This is a genomic window from Gordonia insulae (assembly GCF_003855095.1).
Classification (GTDB): Bacteria; Actinomycetota; Actinomycetes; order Mycobacteriales; family Mycobacteriaceae; genus Gordonia; species Gordonia insulae.
This window is the reverse complement of the sequence record NZ_CP033972.1, coordinates 26,800-48,367: the sequence shown is the minus strand read 5'-3', so window position 1 is coordinate 48,367 and position 21,568 is coordinate 26,800. Positions and strand designations below refer to the sequence as shown.

The following is a 21,568-nucleotide window of genomic DNA, read 5'->3' as shown; positions in this document are numbered from 1 at the left end:
TCCTGATCCGCCCGTCCTGATCCGCCGGTCAGGACGGGAGTCGCCAGTCCACGGGGTCGGCGCCCAGCTCCTCGAGAGCCTCATTGGCACGACTGAACGGGCGGGAGCCGAAGAACCCACGGCTGGCGGACAGCGGCGACGGGTGCGCCGACTCGATCACCGGGACGTCGGGCAGCCATTGCTTGAGGCTGCCCGCGTCACGGCCCCAGAGGATCGCGACGAGGGGCTCGGCGGGCCGCGCAACGAGGGCTTTGATCGCGCATTCGGTCACCTGCTCCCAGCCCTTCCCGCGATGCGACGCCGGTTCACCCGGCATCACCGTGAGAACGCGATTCAGGAGCAGCACACCCGATTTCGCCCATGGGGTGAGATCGCCGTTGCCGGGCATCGGATAGCCGAGATCCTCGCAGTACTCGCGATAGATGTTGCCCAACGAACGCGGCACGGGTGAGACATCCGGGGCCACCGAGAAACTCAGGCCAACCGCATGTCCCGGGGTCGGATAAGGATCCTGGCCGACGATCAGCACCCGGACGTCGTCGAACGGCTGGGTGAACGCCCGCAGGACATTCGTACCCGCAGGCAGGTAACCGCGGCCCGCCGCGTTCTCCTCGCGCAGGAACCGGCCCATCGTGGAGATCACCGGCTCGACCGGTGCCAGCGCGGCAGCCCAGCCCGGATCGATCAACTCCGACAAGGGTTTCGGTGCGGTCATCCGATCCTCCGCAGGGCGTCGCGGAAGTACTTGCCGTTCTGGAAATACATCTCGACGTTGAGGTCGACATGTCCCTCCGGGACCTCGAAGCCCTCCCGGATCTTCGCGGGCACACCCAGCGCCATGGAGCGCTCCGGCACGGTGAACTTGAAGGGGACCACCGCGCCGGCGCCGACCACGGCCCCGGCGCCGATCGTGGAACCGTTGAGGACCACCGAGCCCGACGCGATCAGGCAGTGGTCCCCGATCGTGGCGCCCTCGATGTGCGCATTGTGTCCGACGACGCACTCCGCGCCGATCACCGTGGCATCGATCGGGGTGCAGTGGATGATCGTGCCGTCCTGGATGTTCGTCCGCCGGCCGATGGAGATGGTCCCCGAATCACCCCGGAGCACGGCGCTCGGCCACACCGAGACGCCGTCGCCGAGTGTCACGTCGCCGATGACGACGGCATCCGGATGAATGTAGACGTCGTCACCGATCGTGGGTTCGCGGTCGCCGAGCGCATAGATAGCCATGCACCGAATCTAAAGGATGGGGGTCAGCCGCCGAACGACTGCCAGCCCCGCAGGCCGCCCGCCGGACGACCGTCGACCAGCACACCGGTGCCCTCGAGCACCTCCCCGATGCGCGTCCAGCCCGACGGCACCGCGTGCGGCGGAAAGGCGGCGAGCAATTCGTGATCCTCGCCGCCGGCGACCGTCCAGTCACGCAGATCGGTGTCGAGCGCGGCTGCGGCCGAACGTATCTCGTCTCCCACGGGTATCCGGTCACTGGTGATCGCCAGACGTGTGCCCGAAGCGGCCGCCATCGTGATCAGTTCTTCCACCAGACCGTCGGAGATGTCGGTCATCGCGTGTGCGCCCGCCCGTGCGGCGATCGGCCCCTGCCCGAGGTCGGGCGCGGGCAGGAGGTGCGCATCCACCAATCGCGCATGGCGTCGCAGCAACTCGACGTCGCCACGACGTTCGGCATCGATGAGCAGCGCCAGGCCCGCCGCGCTGGCCCCGAGCATGTTGCCGGTCACCGCCAGGACGTCTCCAGGTCGGGCACCACCGACGACGATAGGTTCGGCGCCGTCGAGCGCGCCGAGGGTCGTCACGGTGAGGACGACCTGGTCGGCGTCGACCAGATCCCCGCCGAGCACCCGCCCGCCGAGACCATGTGCCGCGGCCACGATCCCGGCGTTGAGATCGAGTACGGTGCCGACGGTCGTGTCCGACGGACACGCGATCGACACGACTATCCCGGTGGTGCGGCCGCCCATCGCCGCGATGTCGGCTGCGCTCTGCACGACGGCACGCGCGCCGACTGTGCGCGCATCGGACCAGTCCAGGCGGAAGTGCCGACCCTGCACCGCGGTGTCGGTGCTGATCACTGCCGGACCGGCGGTATCGATCACGGCGGCGTCGTCACCGGAACCGATGACGATGTCGTGCGCGTCGGCGGTCGTCGACGGATCGTCGGCGGTCGCGGCACGGGTGAGCTCGACGATCAGTCTGCGCTCCCCCACGGCGCCGACGGTGCGCGACCGATCTACCGGGTCCCCGGCGGTTCCGACGGTCACGACGTCTCCTCGATCTCTCTGAGTCGCGCTTGGATGGGGTTGTCAGCGACAATACTGACACCGGGTCGACAGCCAGGCTCCGGACAGACGAGAGGATGGGCGTGGTTCAGGCATACATACTGATCCAGACCGAGGTCGGACGGGCCGCGCTTGCCGCGGCGACGATTGCGGAGATCTCCGGTGTCGCCTCGTCGGAAGAGGTCAGCGGACCCTACGACGTCATCGTCCGGGTCGACGCCGCGGACGCCACACATCTCACCGAGAACGTCGTACCGCAGATCCAGAAGGTGGACGGCATCACCCGGACCCTCACGTGCCCGGTGGTCCAGACGCCCCACTGAGCAGGCTCGACCGCAATGAGACCCGTCGACGCCGACCACTAGTGTGTTGGGCGTGACCGACGACAAGAACACCGACGGCGCACCCGAAGATCCGCGGCCGGCCGATCAGCAGCCCGAGACGGTGGCCGATGAGCTCGAATCACGCTATGGAACCGGCCCCCGACTGAGCCCGGCGTTGATCGCGACCCTGGTCACGATCCCGGTCATCGTCATCGTCGGCTTCATCACATTCGCTGCGCTGCGTCCCGAGGAGAAGTCTCCGATCGAGTCGTACACGGTCGCCGAATCGGCTTCTCCCGAGTGCGCGAAGCTCGTCGCCGAGGTGCCGCAGACATTCGAGGGATTCGGCGACAAGCAGGTCAACGGCAGCACTGTCACGTGGCCGGCCGACGGCGACGGTGAGGCCGTCACACTCCGCTGCGGGATCTCCCGACCATCCGAGTTGTCCCCGACGAGCAACCTGCAGGTCATCCACCCGGTGCAATGGTTCATCACCGACACCGTCGAAGGCTCCGGGCAGGCCTACGTGTGCGTCGACCACCGCCCCTACGTGGCGATGTGGATACCGGCCAACGCCGGCAACGGACCGATCACCGACGTGTCCGCGGTGATCGAGCGCACCCTGCCCCGCGGTCCGCTTGATTTCGGTTGAGCCGCAACGTCAGTCGTAGATCTCCGGCTTGGTGCTGCGGCCCAGGAGTGAGCTGACCGCGTCGCCGACCGACACCCCGCCGTGGCACACCCGGTGCACGGCATCGGTCAGCGGCATCTCGACATCGAACTTGTCGGCCAACGCACGCACCGAGGTGCAGGACTTGACCCCCTCGGCCACCTGACCGTTGGTGGCCTCCTGGGCCTGTTCCATCGTCGCGCCCTCGCCGAGGCGGGCGCCGAAGGTCCGATTACGCGACAGCGGAGACGAGCAGGTCGCCACGAGATCGCCGATCCCGGCGAGACCGGCGAGGGTCTCGATCTGCGCGCCGACGGCGACGCCGAGCCGAATCGTCTCGGCCAGCCCACGGGTGATGATGGTGGCCAGGGTGTTCTGGCCGAAGCCGACACCGCTGGCCATGCCGCACGCGAGCGCGATGACGTTCTTCACCGCACCACCGATCTCGCATCCGATGACGTCGGTGTTGGTGTACGGCCGGAAGTACCCGGTGTTGAAGGCGAGCTGGAGTTCACGCGCACGGTCTTCGTCGGTGCACGCGATGACGGTGGCGGCCGGCTGCCCTTCCGCGATCTCGCGTGCCAGATTGGGCCCGGAGAGCACGGCGACCTGACCGGACGGGACGCCGGAGACCTCGGCGATCACCTCGCTCATGCGGAGCAACGTGCTGGTCTCGACGCCCTTCGCCAGAGAGACGAAGGTCGTCGCGGAACCCACGTGCGGCATCCACTCGGTCAGATTGGCCCGCAATGACTGGGACGGAACCGCGCAGACCACCACATCGGCGCCCGGCAACGCGTCCGCGACCGAACTGGTCGCCGAGAGCGCGTCCGGCAGGGTGATGCCGGGCAGGTAGTCGGCGTTGGTGTGCTCTGCGTTGATCCGATCGGCGAGTTCGCTCCGCCGCGCCCAGATCGTCGTCTCGGTACCCGCGTCGACCAGGACCTTTGCGGCTGCGGTACCCCAGGAACCCGCTCCCATCACGACAGCACGCACGACCACTCCTTCGCCGACGGACACTTCGTTCCTCACCCTAGTGCGCCGCGCGCCCGTGCTGTGACGGATCCCGTGTGGGAGCCAACCCGGGGTCTCGTTCTCCGTGACCACCGTCGGGTGGGCATCATGGTCTGCATGACGTCGACCGATCATCCGGGCCCGGGCAGCACGCCCGGCGATGATGTCGTCGCCGTGCTCGCGGTGAAACGTCTCGACGAGGCCAAGACACGACTGGCCGCGAGTCACGGCGCCGGCCCCGGTCCGCTGCACCGTGCGCTCGTACTCGCCATGATGCGCGACACCGTGGACGCCGTGGCAGCCGCCGGAATCGAGCGGATCGTGGTGATCAGTCCCGACGAAGACGTCCTCGCCGCCGCGCATGCCGCCGGAGCGGTGGGGTTGCGTGAATCGACCGGGCGCGATGTCCCCGGTGGGCACGCGCGGCTCAACCTCGCGTTCGCGCACGCGACCACGACAGTGCGTGAGTGGTGGCCCGGAACCCGGGCGGTGCTGTTGGTGCAGGCGGATCTGCCCGCGGCCACTGCCGAGAGCCTGCGCGCGGTGGTGGCCTGCGCCGCGGAACATCGCCGAGCGGTGCTCACCGATCGTGACGGAACCGGGACGACCATCTTGATCCGGGACGTCGACATCACCGAGTTGCCCTTGTTCGGCCCCGATTCCGCATCCGCGCATCGGATGGCGGGCGCCGTCGAACTCGATCCGACGCACGCGCGATGGCCCGATCTCCGCACCGATGTCGACACGGCGGCCGACCTGGAGACGGCGCGTTCGCTGGGGCTGGGTCGGCACACGACCGATGCGCTACGCCGCCAGGGCACCGTCACCGATGCCGCCACGACCGCAGGGCGGTGCCGGTAGTCCGGTCCGGCGACGCCAAACATGTCCGCCTCACCCCTGATGCGTCATGATTGAACGGTGAGCCCTGCCGACGACATCGCGACCCAGCCGATCACGTCCATCCCCGGAGCCCCGCCGGCGGCGACGTTGTTGCCCGACGAGTCCGCCGACCTGCCCGAGGACCGATACCTCAACCGCGAATTGAGCTGGCTCGACTTCAACTCGCGTGTTCTCGCCCTGGCCGAGGACACCTCGATGCCGTTGCTCGAGCGCGCGAAGTTCCTGGCGATCTTCGCCTCGAACCTCGACGAGTTCTTCATGGTTCGTGTGGCGGGCCTGAAACGTCGGGACGAGACCGGTCTGTCGGTGCGGTCCGCGGACGGGCTCTCGCCGCGGGAACAGTTGCTGCGAATCGCCGGACGCACCCAGACGATCGCCGACCGCCACGCCCGCGTCTTCCTCGACTCGGTACGCCCGGCGCTGGCGGAGAACGGAATCCACGTCGTCACATGGGCCGAGCTCACCGACGACGAGCGGGCGCGACTGGTGGATCACTTCCACGAAGACGTCTTCCCCGTGCTCACTCCACTGGCCGTCGACCCGGCGCACCCGTTTCCCTACATCAGTGGGCTGTCGTTGAATCTCGCCGTGACCGTGCGGGATGCCAATGAGGGCGGCGAACATTTCGCGCGTGTCAAGGTGCCCGACAACGTGCAGCGGTTCGTCCGGGTGGATCGCCTCATGCCGCGGACGGATTCGTCGAAGGAGGTCGACCGCAAGGCGATCTTCCTGCCGCTGGAGACGTTGATCGCCGCGAATCTCGAGCATCTCTTCCCGGGCATGGAAATCGTTGAGCACCATGTCTTCCGGATCACCCGCAACGCGGATTTCGAGGTCGAGGAGGATCGCGACGAGGACCTGCTGCAGGCACTCGAACGCGAACTGGCCCGGCGGCGCTTCGGATCCCCGGTCCGCCTCGAGGTCGCCGACGACATGAGCGAGCACATGCTCGAACTGTTGCTGCGCGAGCTCGACGTGAATCCGGCCGATGTCATCCAGGTGCCCGGGCTGCTGGATCTCTCCTGCCTGTTCGAGATCCACGGGCTCGACCGTCCGCACCTCAAGGATCGTCCTTTCGTGCCCGCAACCCATCCCGCCTTCGGCGAGCGGGAGACACCCAAGAGTGTGTTCTCCACTTTGCGCGAGGGTGACGTGCTGGTTCATCACCCGTACGACTCGTTCTCCACCAGCGTGCAACGCTTCATCGAACAGGCGGCCGCCGATCCCCAGGTGCTCGCGATCAAGCAGACCCTCTACCGCACCTCCGGTGACTCCCCGGTCGTCAATGCGCTCATCGACGCCGCCGAGGCGGGCAAACAGGTTGTCGCGCTGGTCGAGATCAAGGCCCGGTTCGACGAGCAGGCGAACATCAAGTGGGCCAGGCAACTCGAGCAGGCGGGCGTCCACGTGGTCTACGGCCTCGTGGGCCTGAAGACACACTGCAAGACGTGCATGGTCGTGCGCCGCGAGGGATCGCTGATCCGTCGGTACTGCCATATCGGCACGGGCAACTACAACCCGAAGACCGCGCGGCTCTACGAGGACGTGGGATTGTTCACGGCCGCACCCGACATCGGCGCCGATCTCACCGACCTGTTCAACACGCTGACCGGGTACTCGCGAAAGAAGGAGTACCGCAACATCCTCGTGGCGCCGCACGGTATCCGGTCCGGCATCATCGCACGGATCGACGAGGAGATCGAGCGTCTGCGTCAGGGTGACACACGCGCGCGTATCCAACTCAAGGCCAATGCACTCGTCGACGAGCAGGTGATCGACGCGCTCTACCGGGCGTCGCAGAGCGGCGTCCCGGTGGAGATCGTGGTGCGCGGCATCTGCGCACTGCGTCCCGACATGGACGGGGTCAGCGACAACATCGTCGTCCGCTCGATCCTGGGCCAGTTCCTCGAACACTCGCGAATCCTGTACTTCGGTGCGCAGAACGAATACTGGATCGGCAGTGCCGACATGATGCACCGCAACCTCGATCGTCGCGTCGAGGTGATGGTGCAGGTGCGCGACGAGCGGCTGACCGGTGAGCTGCGCGACATGTTCTCGTCGGCCCTCGATCCGCGGACCCGGTGCTGGGTGCTGCAGTCCGACGGCAGTTGGGTGGCATCTCCTGCCGCGGGCGAGGAGGTCCGCGACCATCAGCGCCAGATGATCCGGCGCAATCGTCGCCGCCCGGACCCGAACTCGTAACCGTCTCGGCAACCTCGACCCTCTAGGATTCCCTTCGATGTCGAAGACAACGAAGACGGTGTGGGCGGCGGGTGGGGTGCTCTGGCGCCCCACCCGCGACGGCCGGGTCGAGGTGTGCGTGGTGCACCGCCCGGGATATGACGACTGGACCCTGCCCAAGGGAAAGGTCGACCCGGGCGAAACCCTCATCCGCACAGCGGCCAGAGAGATCCAGGAGGAGACTGGCCAGCTGTCGCGGTTGGGCCGGCACCTGCGTGACGTCGGGTACGACCTGCCCAACGGCAACCGCAAGCGCGTGCGCTACTGGTCGGCCCGCGCACTCGGCGGCGACTTCGAGCCGAACCACGAGGTCGACGAATTGCGCTGGCTGGACTTGCCGTCCGCCGCCGAGACCCTGAGTTACCGTCTGGATCGCAAGATCCTGCAGGAGTTCACCCGCTTGCCGGCCGATGTGCACACCCTGTTGCTGGTGCGCCACGCACACGCCGGGCGGCGATCCCGCTACAAAGGCGACGACCGGCTACGTCCGTTGGATCGCCTCGGTCGTCAGCAGGCGCGTGAGCTCGCCGGCCTGCTCGAGATCTTCGGCGCCGAGCGCCTCCACGCGGCCGACCGGGTCCGGTGTGAGCAGACGCTCGCGCCGCTCGCCGACAAACTCGCCGTACGTATCGTCGCCGAGACATCACTCGCCGAAGAGGAATATCGATTCGACCCCACCGTGGCGCACCAACGGATTCAGGAGATCGCCTCGGATACGTCGGCGATCCATGCCGTGTGCAGTCAGGGCAAGGTCATCCCGCCGTTGATGCAGTGGTGGGCACAGCACGATGACCTCACGCTGCCCGCCAAGCGCAACCGCAAGGGCAGCGTCTGGGTGGTGTCGACGATGAACGGGCGGTTGGTCGCGGCCGACCACATCGACAGCCCGCTGCCCGAAACCGATCTCGTCGAAACCTGAGGTCCACGACCCCGGACACACGTCGGCCCCCGACGGGGGAAGTACGTCGGGGGCCGAAGTGCGGTGATTCGTTGTGGCTCAGCGCCGTGAGGCTGCCTTCTTGGCGGGAGCCTTCTTTGCCGGAGCCTTCTTGGCTGCGGTCTTCTTTGCCGGAGCCTTCTTGGCCGGTGCCGCCTTCTTGGCGGGAGCTGCCTTCTTGGCTGCGGTCTTCTTCGCCGGAGCCGCCTTCTTGGCCGGTGCCGCCTTCTTGGCGGGAGCTGCCTTCTTGGCCGCGGTCTTCTTCGCCGGAGCCGCCTTCTTGGCCGGCGCCGCCTTCTTGGCCGGAGCCTTCTTGGCTGCGGTCTTCTTGGCGGGCGCGGCGGTGGCACCGCTTCCGCGCTTCACCGCGGGACCGGACGCGGCGAGCTTCTGCTTGCCGGCGACGACGGCCTTGAACTGCGCGCCCGGACGGAACGCGGGAACCGAAGTCGCGCGCACCTTCACGGTCTCGCCGGTGCGCGGGTTGCGCGCCACACGCGGAGCGCGCCGGCGCTTCTCGAACACACCGAAGCCGGTGATGGTGACACTCTCACCCTTGTTCACCGCGCGCACGATCGTGTCGACGACGAGCTCGACCGCGGCTGTCGCAGTCTTGCGATCCGCATCGAGCTTCTTGGTCAGCTCATCGATGAGCTCTGCCTTGTTCATTGAATACCTCCGCAAGCTGTCCTGACACATCTGTATGGTCAGCTATCTCCACACGGTAAACGTCCAATTCGAAAACGTCCATCTTCCACGCCAATTAACCAGGCATGTTGCGAAATCGAAAGCGGGAATCGCCTTCCGGTGTGAGGCCCAGGACAACTCGCGGAGGCCCTCGCGATCAGCGATCGAGGGTCACCGGCTTGTAGCCCGGCCGGGTTTCCTCGAACTCAGAAATCGCTTCTACCTGGCGTAATGTCAGGCCGATGTCGTCGAGACCCTCCATCAGACGCCACCGTGTGTAGTCATCAATTGCCAACGGCACCACAAGGTCTGCCGCGGTGACGGTCCGATCCGCAAGACTGACCGTCAGTTCCAGCCCGGGCTGCTCATCGAGCCGCTTCCAGAGCAGTTCGACGTCGGATTGCTCCACCTGAGCCGCCACCAGACCCGCTTTGCCGGCGTTGCCGCGGAAGATGTCTGCGAACCGCGACGAGATCACGACGCGAAAGCCGAAGTCCGACAGAGCCCACACCGCGTGCTCACGCGAGGACCCGGTGCCGAAGTCCGGACCGGCCACCAGGACCGATCCGTGGTTCCACGGCTCGTTGTTGAGGATGAAGTCCGGGGCGGTGCGCCACCCGGCGAACAGGCCGTCCTCAAAACCTGTGCGGGTCACCCGCTTCAGGTAGACGGCCGGGATGATCTGGTCGGTGTCGACGTTGCTGCGTCGCAGCGGCACGCCGATGCCGGTGTGGGTGATGAAGGGTTCCATGATTCTTGGTCCGATTCTGTGGAGTTGGGTGACGGGCGCAGATCAGCCGAGATCCGTCGGCGCGGACAACGTGCCGCGCACCGCGGTGGCCGCGGCAACGGCCGGGGACACGAGGTGCGTGCGCCCGCCCTTGCCCTGCCGCCCTTCGAAGTTGCGGTTGGAGGTCGACGCGCACCGCTCGCCCGGGGAGAGCTGATCGGGGTTCATCCCCAGGCACATCGAGCAGCCTGCCTGTCGCCATTCGGCACCGGCGGCGACGAAGACGTCGCCGAGACCCTCCTCTTCCGCCTGCGCACGGACGCGCATCGACCCGGGAACGATCAGCATGCGCATCCCGTCGGCGACCTTGCGGCCCTTGAGGATGTCGGCGACCGCGCGCAGATCCTCGATCCGACCGTTGGTGCACGAACCGACGAACACGGTGTCGACCTTCACATCCCGCAGCGGGGTTCCCGGCGCGAGATCCATGTACTCCAGTGCCCGACTCGCGGCGTTCGCGGCCGACTCGTCGGCGATCTCGGCCGGATCCGGGACGCGGGATCCGAGAGGTGCACCCTGGCCGGGGTTGGTGCCCCACGTCACGAACGGCGTCAATTGTGTCGCATCGATATGGACCTCGGCGTCGAATTCGGCGCCGGAATCGGTTCGCAGACTGTCCCAATACGCGACAGCGGCATCCCAGTCGGCACCCTGCGGAGCGTTCGGGCGGCCCTGCAGGAAGTCGTAGGTCACCTGGTCCGGGGCGATCATGCCGGCCCGCGCACCCGCTTCGATCGACATGTTGCAGATGGTCATTCGGGCTTCCATCGACAGTTTCTCGATCGCGGACCCCCGGTACTCCAGCACATAGCCCTGGCCACCGCCGGTGCCGATCTTCGCGATGACCGCCAGGATCAGGTCCTTGCTCGTGACACCGGGCGGGAGTTCGCCGTCGACGGTGATCGCCATCGTCTTGAACGGGCGCAGCGAGAGTGTCTGGGTGGCGAGCACATGCTCGACCTCAGAGGTGCCGATTCCCATTGCCAGCGCACCGAATGCGCCGTGCGTCGAGGTGTGGCTGTCGCCGCACACGACGGTCATACCGGGCTGGGTGAGCCCGAGCTGCGGGCCGACGACGTGGACGATGCCCTGCTCGGCATCTCCCATCGGGTGCAGCCGGATACCGAACTCCTCGCAATTGCGGCGAAGGGTCTCCACCTGCGTCCGGGAGACCTCGTCCGCGATCGGCTTGAAGATGTCGACGGTCGGGACGTTGTGGTCCTCGGTCGCGATGGTCAGGTCGGGCCGGCGCACCGGCCGACCCGCGAGACGCAGTCCCTCGAAGGCCTGCGGGCTCGTCACCTCGTGTACGAGATGGAGATCGATGTAGATCAGGTCGGGATCACGATTCCCGCTCGCATCGGCGTCGCCGGGCACGACGACATGGTCGTCCCACACCTTTTCGGCGAGAGTACGCGGTGTGTTGGGGCTGTAACTCATGGCTGTACTCACATCTATTCGAATCGTCGCGACACGCCCACACCGATCAGCGTCGGCGTGCATCTCACTATTTGGAACGCTAGTATCGTCCTATGGGACAGGATAGCGCATCGACAGTGAGCAGTGGAATCGGTGTACTCGACAAATCGGTGGTCGTTCTGCGAGCCATCGCGGAGGCTCCCTGCAACCTCACCGAACTGTGTGATCGCACCGGCCTGCCCCGTGCCACGGCCCACCGGCTCGCCGTCGGACTCGAGACGCATCGGCTGCTGGCCCGCAATGCCGCCGGGCGTTGGTATCCCGGCCCCGCTCTCAGCGAACTGGCTGCCTCGGCACATGATCCGGTCCGTGAGGCCGCGCTGATGGTTTTGCCACGCCTGCGCGAGATCACCGGAGAGTCGGTCCAGGTCTACCGCCGCGAGGGTGCCGAGCGCATCTGCATCGCCGCCATGGAACCGCCGACCGGTCTGCGCGACACCGTCCCGGTCGGCACACGATTCCCGATGAGCGCGGGTTCGGCGGCGAAGGTCCTGCTCGCGTGGGCCGAACCGACCACGCAGCGAGCCCTGCTGCACGACAGTGTCTTCAGCGAGCGGGCGCTGCACGAGATCCGGCGACGAGGCTGGGCGCAGAGCGCCGGCGAACGCGCGGCCGGAGTCGCGAGCGTCTCGGCACCGGTACGCGACGGCACCGGGGAGGTCGTCGCGGCGATCTCGGTCTCGGGACCGATCGACCGCATGGGAAGGCGCCCCGGTGCGCGGTGGGCCGCCGACCTGCTGGCCGCCGCGGACGCCATCCACAAGCGGCTCGGGCCGACGCGGGGGTGAATCCGGCGGGCGTCGGTTAGCGTCAGGTCATGGGAGTCAACCAACGCAATCAGATCGTCATGTCCGAGACCGAGATCACCGATTTCGTCGCCCGTGGGCGCACCGCCACCCTGGCGACGACCGGCCCGGACGGCAGCATCCACCTCGTCGCCATGTGGTACGGCGTCGTCGACGGCGAGATCTGGTTCGAGACCAAGGCCAAATCACAGAAGGCGGTCAACCTCCGACGGAACCGTCGGTGCTCGGTGCTGATCGAGGACGGGGACACCTACGACACCTTGCGCGGCGTCGCCTTCGAGGGAAGCGCGGAGATCCTCGACGACCCGGACTCGTGCCTGAAGATCGGCATCAGCGTCTGGGAGCGCTACACGGGTCCCTACACCGAGGAGTCGCGGCCGTTCGTGGATCAGATGATGCACAAGCGGGTCGCGGTCCGACTGATCCCCGATCGCGTCCGTTCGTGGGATCACCGCAAGCTGGGCCTGCCGGAGATGCCGGTGGCGGGGACCACCGCCCCGTGAAGACGATCTGAGCGTCACGCTCGACCAACGAGAAGACCCCCTCTCCAGGATGTGGAGAGGGGGTCTTCTCGTTGTAGCCCCGACGGGATTCGAACCCGCGCTACCGCCTTGAGAGGGCGAAAGAACCGTGCAGGTCAAACCCCGAAACCGGCCACCACCACCCGAAACCCACCGCAACACACCACAGAATTAACCACCATCGCGCACCCCTCGGTGTCCATAATGTGTCCACTCACATCGCGGCCAGCGCCTTCTCCCGCACACCCTCGAGCGACACTGCGACAGCATCCAGATCGTCATCGAACAAGTCCGCGTACACGTCCAACGTCATCGACGCTTTGGCGTGACCCAGCATCTTCTGCAGCGCCAGAACAGATGCCCCCGCTGAGACGGCCAACGATGCTGCGGTGTGACGCAATTCATGGGGAGTGAAACCTTCCGGGCATCCCGCCGCGACGACCGCATCATCGAACCACGACTCGCGAGCCACCTTCACCCGCACCGGCCCACCCGCCCGCTCCCCCGTGAACAACAGACCGTCGGCACGGCTGCGGCCGATCATGTACTGAGCGAGCTCGTCAGCCACCGACTTCGGCACCGGCACCCACCGCAGCTCGTGATCCTTCGGCTCACCCCACACGAAGCGACCGTTGACCACGGTGACCGCCTCATCGACGTGAATCCGCCGGCGCAACATGTCGACGTCGTTCCCGCGCAACGCTGCGGCCTCACCCCACCGCAAACCGGTGTACGCCAGGAGCAACACGAGCACACGCCATGGACCTGCCCCCGCCGCCAGCGCCTCAACCTGACCGGCGGTGAGGTACCGGCGCTTCGTGTGTTTCACCCGCGGGAGGTTCACGCCGTCGCACGGATTCGACGGGATTCGGTCATCACGAACCGCGAGTTTCATGATCTGTGACAGCACGCGATGATGCTTGACCACCGAGGCGGCCTCGCAGTCCTGCCCACTCACCCACTCCTGGACGTCGACGTGCCGCACATTCGCGACGGCCGTCGACCCGAAAGTCGGCTCGATCCAATTCGTGATGATGCCCTCGTACCGGAAGCGGGTCGACTCCTTGATGTTCGCCTTACCCGCCAGCCAGCGCTGCGCCCATTCCGTCACCGTGACTTTTCCGCGTGACGGATCGACGTAGGTGCCAGCGGCCTTCGACGACTCAACCGAATGTAGAAACGCGGTGGCCGCCGCCTTCGACGCGAAGCCACGTTTGCGGGTCTGCTGGCCAGTCGGCTTGCGGTACCGGACTTCCCACCGCCGCCCGCCGGCCGTTGCGTACTGGTCGATCGAGCCCATGATGCCTATCCGGTCGAACCGTAGGGCTCGATCATGTTGACGTCGACTGTCGGCGCGGTGACGCTACCGCCCATCGTGGTGTCGTACGACGTCGATCCGGTCACCACCACCCACATCGTCACCAGGTCGTCCTCGACGATGTTGCCGAAGATGCCTGGCTGCCCTTCGCTGGCGACAGTGTTGATGTCCATGTCGTAGTAGTCGACCTGCTGACCATCGGTGTTGACGCGGATATCGTCACCCGTCGCAGAGTCGGCCTGGACGACCCGACCGTAGACGACATACTTCTCACCGGTGTGCGAGTCGGGCCTCTTGGCCACCAGTTGCCACTGCCGTGAGTCGACAGCCTGATAGCTCGACTTGTCGAGTAATGCGGCCCGACGTGCCGCTGCTGCTGCGGCCGCGGCCTTCTCTGCCGCCCGGGATGTTTCAGCGGCGGCTTCCGCGGCACTTGCTATCGCGGCCTGCTCGGAAGCGTTCGGAGTGGTAACCGTCTGCACCGGCACATTCGAGACGTCGGATGCCGTTTCAGACTTGTCATCGTTGCCGCCGGCGATGCTGGCCACCACGATGACCACGATGACAATCACCACGATGGCGAGAAGGTACTTCACGTTCTTCGGGTTCGACGGCTTCTTCGACTGCGTCTGATCGGTCCACTTCTCGCCGTCCCAGTACCGCTGGATCTCCACGCGCTGCGGGTCGGGATACCAGCCGGGCGGGTGGGGCTGTGTCATCGTGCGCTCCTTGCTTGGGCCCGCGCAGACCGCAACCGGCGCAGGCGATTCACTGTGAGTGGTGAGTACTCTATGGCGTCCGGATCGTCCAGGATGCCGTTTATTATCTGCCAGAACCTCGTCACCGTTACACCGAACTCGGCTTCGACCGCCGCAGCCATGCTGCCGGCGTACCGCCACCGCCGCCCCGAAACGTCGAGCATCCTCCGCTCGAGATCCGTCATGCCACGCCCCGCTCAGCCAACTCATCATCGATCCAGTCGCGCTCATCATCGGTCAGCGACCGGACAAAGGCTGTCAGCATCGGCACATCCACCCACAACTCAGCGGCGGCCTCCGGCGTCGACCGGGTCCAGCACAGGACTTCGACGAGCTGCTCGAGGCGGATCAGCCGGCGAGCAGCGATGCGCTCCACCGTTATCTCCTCGCGCACCGCGAGGACCGGTTCGACCGGGAACACCTGGCGTTCGTCGTGCACCAGCTCGTGGGTGAGAGTGCAGCGGCGCTCGGCCTGAAGGTCGTCAGCATTGATGGTGACCTTCGATCCGGACAGGCAGCCACGGTGATCATCGGGCAGGTCGGCGAACTCGATCACCAGATGCGGACGCCGCCGCGCCTCTCTCCAGGGGTGATACATCATGCCGGGTACGGTAGGGCGACCTACCGACAGAAACGGCGTTGACCAGGAACTACACGAATGTCATTCGTCCTGTTCAGCGTCACGATCCTGCTGCTCACGGCGCTTGCGCCCTTCTGATTTCCCGCCGCCGCGACGTGCCGCCATCGGTGGCGCCTCCCCCAGCTCGTTCGACGAATCACTGGCCACTCCGCGAGTGTTCGTGATGCGGCGGGTGATGTCGCGGACAGCTCCGCCACTCTCGGTGGCGGGGTCGGTCTTCTGGTCTTCACCCGCTTCGATCGATGCTCCCGATTCCTTGAGCGTTGCCATGCCATGCTCGCCTCCATACATCGAGTCGACGAGAGTGCGGATCACCTCGTCGACGAGTCGACGCTGGCGCTCGGTCAGTAGGTTCGCATCCGTCGGTGGCACGTACGGTTCGCGCTCACCGCGCGGCAGGCCGGCCACCTGACGAAGCTCTCCGATGTTGAGCGACAGCTCTTTCGCGAGCGCAACCAGCACACGATCCTGGGGTGTGCGGTGATTGCCGCTGAAGTACGGGATGACAGTCGATTCGCCGACCCCGTACTTCTTGGCCACTGCCCTACCGACGTCGCGGACACTCCGGTCTCCTCGGGCCTGCGTCAGCAGGTCGGACAGTGGGCTCACGGTTACGGATACTTCCTGCTCGGCGGCATGTTCGAACACCCGAAGCGTAACCGGTGCGGTTACAAATTACGACGATGTAGTTCTTTGACCTGCTGATAGGCGCGACACGAAAGACTGGACAGAGTAACCAACTGCGGTTACTCTGATTGGCAGCTCGACAATCATCAGTCAATTGGTTACTCTCAGGAGGTGCATTGAAGACACAACGAAGGAGGCTCGTGGTGAGGCTCATCAGCCCCCAAGTCCTCAGCCAGTACATGGAGTTTCGCGACGAAACCAACCGGTCGCTGGCCGCGAAGGTCGGGCGCAGCCCGTCGCTCATCGCCCACCTGCGCCGCGGCGCACGCAACTACTGCGACCCGAAGGTCGGTCCCAGAATCGAGAAGGCGCTCAACGCTCCCCCGGGCTCTCTTTTTTTGCCCGAGGTGATTGTTGATTCCACACTCGGCAATCGCAATGGACTACCGGCCGCCTGACACAGAAAAGCCGTCTCGGCGCTGACACACCGAGACGGCCCAGGAACTAGATAGGAGTTCCCATTGAGCATCAACTCTACCGCACAGGCTCGAAAGGCCCTGCGCATCAAGGACGTCGCCGCCATCACCGGCCGCAGCCTCAACGTCGTCGGCGACGCATTGCGTTCCGGAGCACTCACCGGCAACCAGTCCGCACCCGGCGGCACCTGGTTCACCACCGAGGCCGCCGTCGACCGTTGGATCGCCCAGGGCTGCCCCCGCTACGGCCGGGTGTCGGCATGAGCGCCCCGACGGCGTTGAGCGTCGCCGAATCCACCGGACGCCTCATCGAACAGATCACCGAGTTCATCGGTGAGAACGCCTCCATGACACTCGACATCAGCAACGACCAGGCCACCGTGTGGGTGCATCGACTCGACGTCACCCGCTTTCCGCTGCACAACGAGGGGGACCCGCAGGCCGGCGTGCAGGTGACCAGCCCCAGCACCTACGCCGGGCACCTCCTGTACTGCAAGGCCGCCACCCTGCTGGGTGCACTCCAGGCCGCGGCCGCCTACCTCGTGTTCCCGCCGCAAGTCGCCGAATCGCACCTGCGCATCGTCGGCGGCGCATCGTGATCGGCCTCGGCCTGCACGACATCGCAGGCGACCATCCCGACTTCCATGCCGAGGACAACGAGCCGATCGACTGCCCCTGGTGCGGCGGCTGGCATTCGGCCGATGACGACCTGTGCCCCTACATCCCAGCCGAACCGCCCGTCGACGGCGACATCGACTGGGCCGACTGGATCGGGGACGCGGCATGAGCAAGCACTACCGACCCCGTTACCGCATCGAACGCTGCGACACCGATCGTCACAGCCTCACCACGTCTGACGTCGTCACGGAGCAGGGCTGGTGGGTCAGCGAGATCACCGACCCCGACTCCGACCCACACGGACCGTTCCCCACCCACGACGACGCACTTGCCTTCGCGCTCTGCAAGGCGGGCAAAGCATCCCGAATCAGAGAGGTCGCGTGATGGAACTGCTGCTCGTCGCCGCCTGTCTCGGCTTCATCGCCGCAGGCTCCATCTTCGGCCTCACCCCCACCGCCCGGCGCATGACCGCCATCGACACCCTCAAGGACACCCGCGATGAGTGAACTCAACACCACCGACCTCGACACGGTGCGCGACGCCGTCGCCGCCCTCAAGGCGATCGACTCGCAGATGCGCGCGCTCACCGAAACCAAGACGTCGCTGCAGAACGACATCAAGGAGGCGATGGGGGCTGCCGAGGTGGGCAAGCTCGACGGCCACACGGTCGTCACCTGGAAGTACACCAAGAAGCCAGAACGTTTCAATGTCACCGCATTCCGCAGGGACTACCCGGCACTCGCGGAGCAGTACACCGAACTCAACGACGCTCCGCGCCCGTTCAAGGTCTTGGGCTGATGACCGCCGCCGAAGCGCTCGACCAGCTCGCCGCCGCACCCGACCCGCTGCTCGACGACCTCAAGCAGCTCATCATCGACGGCTCGGCCGGCGAAGAACGCTCACAGCAGCGCGACCTCGGACCCTCTGAAGTCGGACACCCCTGCCTGCGCAAACTCGCCCTCGGGCTCATCCACGCCCCCAAGGTCAACGTGTACGACGACCCGCTGCCGTCCGTCGTCGGCACCGGCGCGCACGCCCAGCTCGAAGAGTTCGCCCGCCGCGCCAACGCCCGACTCGGCCGCACCCGCTGGCTGCCAGAAACCCGGGTCACCATCCGCCAAGGACTGGCCGGCACCTGCGACCTCGTCGACCTCGACAGCGCCACCGTCATCGACTGGAAGTTCCCCGGCCAGTCGAAGATGTCGACCTACACCAACCACGGGCCGTCCGAACAATACCGCCGCCAAGCGCACCTGTACGGGCGCGGAATGCGCAACATCGGCATCCCCATCGAACGAGTCGGCATCGCGTTCATGCCGCGCGGCGGGCAGATGAAACACGCCCACCTGTGGACCGAACCGTATTCGGATGCCGTCGTCGACGAGACGCTCACCCGCATCGACACCGCGATGGCGCTCATGTGGGACCTGCAGGTCGACGACAAACCCGAGAACTGGTCGCTCATCCCGACCAAGCCCGTCGACTGCTTCGTCTGTCCATATAACCGGCGCTCCCCCGATTCCCCGTTGCAGTGCGACGGCAAGACCACCACAGCCAAAGTGGCTGCGGCACAATAAGAAAAGAGAAATGAGTCATGAGTATCCTCAACGACATCGACAAGGCCCTGTCCACCGGTAGCAAGTCCGCCTTCACCGCGGAGAGCGCTGCAGGAGAGAAGGTCCGAGGGCCGATCGTGGCGGTCGATTACCGCCAGGTCACCGACTTCACCACCCAGCAGCCCGCCACATTCCCGTCGGGCGATCCCAAGATGCAGTTCATCATCTCGATCCAGACCGACCAGCGTCAGGACTCCGAAGACGACGGCGTCCGGTCGATCTACATCCCCTGCTGGGGGAAGCGCAAGCTCGCACTCACCGAGGCGATCCGCGAGTCTGGCGCGACCAAGGGCTCCGAAGTGATGGTGCCCGGGGTGATCTTCGAGGTCGAGTATCTCGGCGAGCAGCGCGTGCAGGGCGGTCCGTCGGGCAGTTACACGATGAAGGCCTACCGATACGCGTTTACCCGCGAGGCGGCACAGGCGGCCGACGCACTCACCACCGCCCAGTCGGCCCCCGCCCAGCCGTCCGACCCGAGCGGCGTCCCCGCCGGCTTCGACGCCGCCACCTGGGCGGGCCTGCCCGACGCCACCAAGACGGCCATCCTCGCCGCCCAGAGCTAACCAACACTCGCTGGTGCCGGGTCACGTGGGGATGCGCGACCCGGCACCAGCACCCCCTCACCGTTTGGAGATGACCATGACTGCAACACATTTCGACCTCGACGACGAGCGAGCAGACCGCCTCGCCGAGCAACGCGAGAGAAGAGAAGCCGAACGCGCACTCACGCAAGCGTTCGAGCCCGTCGACGAACTGCCAAGAGTGCGCACCGGATACGGCGCCAAGCCGATACCCGCAGCCCGCCTGGCTCTCATCGACTACTGCCGTTCACATCCCGGCAAGTGGGTGAAATACACACCGACACCCGAACAGGACCCTGTACGAGTCGGCTCGATCGGCCAGATGATCCGAAAGCAGCAGGGCGGCTTCGGTTCCGGATTCGAATCCACCATCCGCGCCAAGATCGCCTACATCCGATTCACCGGCGGTGCGGCATGAGAGATCCCGATCTGATCCCCACCCCTTTCGAGTTCATCGGGGGCGTGTTGCTGATCCCGGTCGTGCTGTTCATCGGCTGGAACGAGTGGAGGCAGTCGCAGAAACGGCAGCGCCGGAGGACCGGCCATGAGTGACCCAGCCGTCAAGGCCGCACAGAGGGCGTGGGCGTCAGCGGAGCAACGATTCATCCCGACCATGTCGCTGGAACAGGCGGCCGTCGCCGCTGCCCGTGAGGCTCTGGTGCCGATCTGAGAGCTGCACGAACGAGCCCACGGTGTCTGCACGACGTGCTGGTACACCGACGGAACGCCGATGGACTGGCCCTGCGACACTGCCCGTCTCGTCTATTCGGAGGAGGAACTTGATGTCTGATGTCAGTGTGCGGGATGCAGCACGCCAAGCCCTGGAGGGAATCACACCGGGGCCGTGGCGTCCATCCCTGCTCGATGGTGTCGTCCATGAAGACGGTTCAAGTTCCTATCGTGGTGGCGCATATCCCGACCGTAAAGGTGCGACACCGATCTTCCTGACCAACAGTATCGACCAGCATGACGCCGAGTTCATTGCTGCGGCCCCAGAGTTGGTGCGGGGACTGATTGACGAGCTAGACCGGGCGGACTCCGAGGTGATCGCGGCGGAGCAGAGCGGCTATCGGCAGGGTGCAATACATCGCCACGACTACAACCGCGTCGCCGCTGAGCGGGATGCTGCTCTCTCCACTCTCCAGAATGCGTGGGACGAGGGGTTCGAGGCTGGGGCGACGTGGCATCAGAGCGGACCGACGGGCATTCCCAACGATCCGCCGCTGAATCCCTATGCCCGCATTCTCGATGGAGGTGCACAGCAGTGAGCCGACGTGGATACACCCTCCGATGGACATGCGCCCACGAGGGATGCCGAGAGCAGTACTACAGCGTGGTCGACTACAAGGCCGACTACCAGGCCGCCTGGAAACGGCAGTCAGAGAAGCCCTGGCGTTGTCTGCGGCACGACGGTAGGGGTGATGTTCTGTCTCCCACGAACACTTGCGTCCGTACCGAGGTGCCCATGACTGTCATGTATCACAGGCAGTTCTGGGACCGCCACGGTTTTGTACACGGCCCCGGGTTTAAGGCGTGGGCTGACGACTTCCCTGAGGGGGCAACACTCATCGTCACGGCAGAGGTCGTGTTGCCTGCCGCCGGGGACGTTCGGGACGGTGGGCAGTCATGACAGACCTCGCCGACATGATCGCGGATCGACTGCGGAGCATGCACTTTCGTGGCGACGAGTGCGGCACCAACGGACCGAACGCGTGTAGCAACTGCTTCGGACCCGGCGGCGGTATGGATGCCCGCGCCGTCGCCGAGGCTGTCGTGTCTGTTGTCACCGCCCACACCACAGTGGACACAGTCGAGGAACTGGACGCGCTACCGGTCGACACGGTCATACGCGCTGAAGAGGTCCGCCACTTCGCCAGCGGCCGACCGCACGTCATTGGCAAGTACTTCGAGAAGTGGGGCGGCGATCAGTGGATCGATATGGACCCTGCCGACCGCAATGACGGCGAGGACACCGTCCCGTCCGACCTGATCCTCCGGTACTACGCGAAGGGTGGGCGCTGCATCGTCCTCTTCCGCCCTGACGGTGGTGAGTCATGAGGCCCGAAGACTTCTCTGCCGCTGAGTGGGCCGCCGCGATAACCGGATACGCCGCACAGCGCTGCACTGACTGCAACCACATGTCCGCCCACCACTCGGACATCGGCAACTGCGAGCTCTGCGACTGCCCATGCTTCGAGGAAGCCGGTGGTGTGTCGTGATCTTCCCCCACCTCGCCACCCAATCCCGTGACCGCCTCGACCGCTGG

At 66.0% G+C, this 21,568-nt stretch carries 33 protein-coding genes; 21 read left to right on the top strand and 12 right to left on the bottom strand.

What is annotated here, in order from left to right; genetic code table 11:
- Positions 1–28: 28 nt before the first annotated feature.
- The 3 genes from D7316_RS00310 to thiL are packed head-to-tail and all read right to left on the bottom strand — an operon-like array spanning position 29 to position 2,282.
- A complete protein-coding gene (locus tag D7316_RS00310) occupies positions 29–715 on the bottom strand; it encodes a uracil-DNA glycosylase (protein WP_124706536.1) in 687 nt (228 codons plus the stop codon).
- The gene (locus tag D7316_RS00305; RefSeq protein WP_124706535.1) at positions 712–1,233 is read right to left on the bottom strand and encodes a gamma carbonic anhydrase family protein; all 522 of its coding nucleotides are present in this window, start codon (positions 1,231–1,233) and stop codon (positions 712–714) included. The genes D7316_RS00310 and D7316_RS00305 overlap by 4 nt, the downstream gene beginning before the upstream one ends.
- 23 nt (positions 1,234–1,256) lie before the next feature.
- Positions 1,257–2,282 carry a thiamine-phosphate kinase gene (gene thiL / locus D7316_RS00300; protein WP_124706534.1) on the bottom strand — a complete coding sequence of 342 codons (1,026 nt, stop codon included), beginning with the start codon at positions 2,280–2,282 and terminating at the stop codon, positions 1,257–1,259.
- A gap of 95 nt (positions 2,283–2,377) precedes the next feature.
- Between thiL and D7316_RS00295 the strand changes: the two genes are divergently transcribed.
- Positions 2,378–2,623 carry an Lrp/AsnC ligand binding domain-containing protein gene (locus tag D7316_RS00295; protein ID WP_124706533.1) on the top strand — a complete coding sequence of 82 codons (246 nt, stop codon included), beginning with the start codon at positions 2,378–2,380 and terminating at the stop codon, positions 2,621–2,623.
- A gap of 52 nt (positions 2,624–2,675) precedes the next feature.
- Complete coding sequence (locus D7316_RS00290) at positions 2,676–3,275, top strand: DUF3515 domain-containing protein (RefSeq protein WP_124706532.1); 600 nt, start codon at positions 2,676–2,678, stop codon at positions 3,273–3,275.
- Positions 3,276–3,284: 9 nt separating this feature from the next.
- On the opposite strand, the gene D7316_RS00285 is transcribed toward D7316_RS00290, so the two are convergent.
- Complete coding sequence (locus D7316_RS00285) at positions 3,285–4,289, bottom strand: NAD(P)H-dependent glycerol-3-phosphate dehydrogenase (protein ID WP_124706531.1); 1,005 nt, start codon at positions 4,287–4,289, stop codon at positions 3,285–3,287.
- A gap of 135 nt (positions 4,290–4,424) precedes the next feature.
- Here D7316_RS00285 and cofC point away from each other — a divergent pair, with 135 nt between their 5' ends.
- From cofC to D7316_RS00270, 3 genes are read left to right on the top strand one after another with little or no spacing between them, the layout of a single operon-like run.
- A complete protein-coding gene (gene cofC, locus D7316_RS00280) occupies positions 4,425–5,168 on the top strand; it encodes a 2-phospho-L-lactate guanylyltransferase (protein ID WP_232016699.1) in 744 nt (247 codons plus the stop codon).
- 57 nt (positions 5,169–5,225) lie between these two features.
- Positions 5,226–7,409, top strand: coding sequence for an RNA degradosome polyphosphate kinase (locus D7316_RS00275; protein WP_124706530.1), 2,184 nt, complete (start codon positions 5,226–5,228; stop codon positions 7,407–7,409).
- A 37-nt stretch (positions 7,410–7,446) separates the two neighbouring features.
- On the top strand, positions 7,447–8,367 hold the full coding sequence (locus D7316_RS00270) for an NUDIX hydrolase (RefSeq protein ID WP_124706529.1): 921 nt from the start codon (positions 7,447–7,449) through the stop codon (positions 8,365–8,367).
- Between the two features lie 78 nt (positions 8,368–8,445).
- Here the strand turns inward: D7316_RS00270 and D7316_RS00265 are convergent, their stop codons facing one another.
- The 3 genes from D7316_RS00265 to leuC form a co-directional block, all read right to left on the bottom strand.
- A complete protein-coding gene (locus D7316_RS00265) occupies positions 8,446–9,054 on the bottom strand; it encodes an HU family DNA-binding protein (protein WP_124706528.1) in 609 nt (202 codons plus the stop codon).
- A 175-nt stretch (positions 9,055–9,229) separates the two neighbouring features.
- Positions 9,230–9,823: a 3-isopropylmalate dehydratase small subunit gene (gene leuD, locus D7316_RS00260; protein WP_124706527.1), complete on the bottom strand. Its 594-nt coding sequence runs from the start codon at positions 9,821–9,823 to the stop codon at positions 9,230–9,232.
- Between the two features lie 42 nt (positions 9,824–9,865).
- The gene (gene leuC / locus D7316_RS00255) at positions 9,866–11,302 is read right to left on the bottom strand and encodes a 3-isopropylmalate dehydratase large subunit (RefSeq protein ID WP_124706526.1); all 1,437 of its coding nucleotides are present in this window, start codon (positions 11,300–11,302) and stop codon (positions 9,866–9,868) included.
- A 92-nt stretch (positions 11,303–11,394) separates the two neighbouring features.
- Between leuC and D7316_RS00250 the strand changes: the two genes are divergently transcribed.
- Positions 11,395–12,129: an IclR family transcriptional regulator gene (locus D7316_RS00250; RefSeq protein ID WP_124706525.1), complete on the top strand. Its 735-nt coding sequence runs from the start codon at positions 11,395–11,397 to the stop codon at positions 12,127–12,129.
- A gap of 29 nt (positions 12,130–12,158) precedes the next feature.
- Positions 12,159–12,650, top strand: coding sequence for a PPOX class F420-dependent oxidoreductase (locus tag D7316_RS00245; RefSeq protein ID WP_124706524.1), 492 nt, complete (start codon positions 12,159–12,161; stop codon positions 12,648–12,650).
- 232 nt (positions 12,651–12,882) lie between these two features.
- Here D7316_RS00245 and D7316_RS00240 read toward each other — a convergent pair whose 3' ends face one another.
- The 5 genes from D7316_RS00240 to D7316_RS00220 are packed head-to-tail and all read right to left on the bottom strand — an operon-like array spanning position 12,883 to position 15,993.
- Entirely contained in the window at positions 12,883–13,968 is a 1,086-nt protein-coding gene (locus D7316_RS00240; RefSeq protein WP_124706523.1) for a tyrosine-type recombinase/integrase, read from the bottom strand.
- A 5-nt stretch (positions 13,969–13,973) separates the two neighbouring features.
- Positions 13,974–14,705 carry a DUF2510 domain-containing protein gene (locus D7316_RS00235; RefSeq protein ID WP_124706522.1) on the bottom strand — a complete coding sequence of 244 codons (732 nt, stop codon included), beginning with the start codon at positions 14,703–14,705 and terminating at the stop codon, positions 13,974–13,976.
- Positions 14,702–14,908, bottom strand: a complete 207-nt coding sequence (locus tag D7316_RS00230) for a DUF3263 domain-containing protein (protein WP_232017104.1) — start codon at positions 14,906–14,908, stop codon at positions 14,702–14,704. The genes D7316_RS00235 and D7316_RS00230 overlap by 4 nt, the downstream gene beginning before the upstream one ends.
- Positions 14,909–14,925: 17 nt before the next feature.
- Complete coding sequence (locus tag D7316_RS00225) at positions 14,926–15,345, bottom strand: hypothetical protein (protein WP_232016698.1); 420 nt, start codon at positions 15,343–15,345, stop codon at positions 14,926–14,928.
- 60 nt (positions 15,346–15,405) lie between these two features.
- A complete protein-coding gene (locus tag D7316_RS00220) occupies positions 15,406–15,993 on the bottom strand; it encodes a hypothetical protein (protein ID WP_124706520.1) in 588 nt (195 codons plus the stop codon).
- A 221-nt stretch (positions 15,994–16,214) separates the two neighbouring features.
- Here D7316_RS00220 and D7316_RS00215 point away from each other — a divergent pair, with 221 nt between their 5' ends.
- The 14 genes from D7316_RS00215 to D7316_RS00160 all read left to right on the top strand — a co-directional run bounded on the left by D7316_RS00215 (position 16,215) and on the right by D7316_RS00160 (position 21,360).
- On the top strand, positions 16,215–16,469 hold the full coding sequence (locus tag D7316_RS00215) for an XRE family transcriptional regulator (protein WP_124706519.1): 255 nt from the start codon (positions 16,215–16,217) through the stop codon (positions 16,467–16,469).
- A gap of 63 nt (positions 16,470–16,532) precedes the next feature.
- The gene (locus tag D7316_RS00210) at positions 16,533–16,751 is read left to right on the top strand and encodes a hypothetical protein (RefSeq protein ID WP_124706518.1); all 219 of its coding nucleotides are present in this window, start codon (positions 16,533–16,535) and stop codon (positions 16,749–16,751) included.
- Positions 16,748–17,086 (top strand): hypothetical protein, encoded by a 339-nt coding sequence (locus tag D7316_RS00205; protein ID WP_124706517.1) that lies wholly within the window; start codon positions 16,748–16,750, stop codon positions 17,084–17,086. Before D7316_RS00210 ends, D7316_RS00205 begins: the two co-directional genes overlap by 4 nt.
- The gene (locus tag D7316_RS00200) at positions 17,083–17,274 is read left to right on the top strand and encodes a hypothetical protein (protein WP_124706516.1); all 192 of its coding nucleotides are present in this window, start codon (positions 17,083–17,085) and stop codon (positions 17,272–17,274) included. The genes D7316_RS00205 and D7316_RS00200 overlap by 4 nt, the downstream gene beginning before the upstream one ends.
- On the top strand, positions 17,271–17,489 hold the full coding sequence (locus D7316_RS00195; protein ID WP_124706515.1) for a hypothetical protein: 219 nt from the start codon (positions 17,271–17,273) through the stop codon (positions 17,487–17,489). The genes D7316_RS00200 and D7316_RS00195 overlap by 4 nt, the downstream gene beginning before the upstream one ends.
- A complete protein-coding gene (locus D7316_RS27585) occupies positions 17,489–17,611 on the top strand; it encodes a hypothetical protein (RefSeq protein ID WP_269462476.1) in 123 nt (40 codons plus the stop codon). Before D7316_RS00195 ends, D7316_RS27585 begins: the two co-directional genes overlap by 1 nt.
- Positions 17,604–17,903 carry a hypothetical protein gene (locus D7316_RS00190; protein WP_124706514.1) on the top strand — a complete coding sequence of 100 codons (300 nt, stop codon included), beginning with the start codon at positions 17,604–17,606 and terminating at the stop codon, positions 17,901–17,903. Before D7316_RS27585 ends, D7316_RS00190 begins: the two co-directional genes overlap by 8 nt.
- Entirely contained in the window at positions 17,903–18,682 is a 780-nt protein-coding gene (locus tag D7316_RS00185; RefSeq protein WP_124706513.1) for a hypothetical protein, read from the top strand. The genes D7316_RS00190 and D7316_RS00185 overlap by 1 nt, the downstream gene beginning before the upstream one ends.
- A gap of 17 nt (positions 18,683–18,699) precedes the next feature.
- Positions 18,700–19,284, top strand: coding sequence for a hypothetical protein (locus D7316_RS00180; protein ID WP_124706512.1), 585 nt, complete (start codon positions 18,700–18,702; stop codon positions 19,282–19,284).
- A gap of 70 nt (positions 19,285–19,354) precedes the next feature.
- Positions 19,355–19,720 carry a hypothetical protein gene (locus D7316_RS00175; RefSeq protein ID WP_164473703.1) on the top strand — a complete coding sequence of 122 codons (366 nt, stop codon included), beginning with the start codon at positions 19,355–19,357 and terminating at the stop codon, positions 19,718–19,720.
- Positions 19,717–19,854, top strand: coding sequence for a hypothetical protein (locus tag D7316_RS27035; protein ID WP_164473702.1), 138 nt, complete (start codon positions 19,717–19,719; stop codon positions 19,852–19,854). The genes D7316_RS00175 and D7316_RS27035 overlap by 4 nt, the downstream gene beginning before the upstream one ends.
- Complete coding sequence (locus D7316_RS27580; protein ID WP_269462475.1) at positions 19,847–19,972, top strand: hypothetical protein; 126 nt, start codon at positions 19,847–19,849, stop codon at positions 19,970–19,972. The genes D7316_RS27035 and D7316_RS27580 overlap by 8 nt, the downstream gene beginning before the upstream one ends.
- 112 nt (positions 19,973–20,084) lie before the next feature.
- Positions 20,085–20,570 (top strand): ead/Ea22-like family protein, encoded by a 486-nt coding sequence (locus D7316_RS00165; RefSeq protein ID WP_124706510.1) that lies wholly within the window; start codon positions 20,085–20,087, stop codon positions 20,568–20,570.
- Between the two features lie 358 nt (positions 20,571–20,928).
- On the top strand, positions 20,929–21,360 hold the full coding sequence (locus D7316_RS00160; protein WP_124706509.1) for a hypothetical protein: 432 nt from the start codon (positions 20,929–20,931) through the stop codon (positions 21,358–21,360).
- Positions 21,361–21,568: the final 208 nt, after the last annotated feature.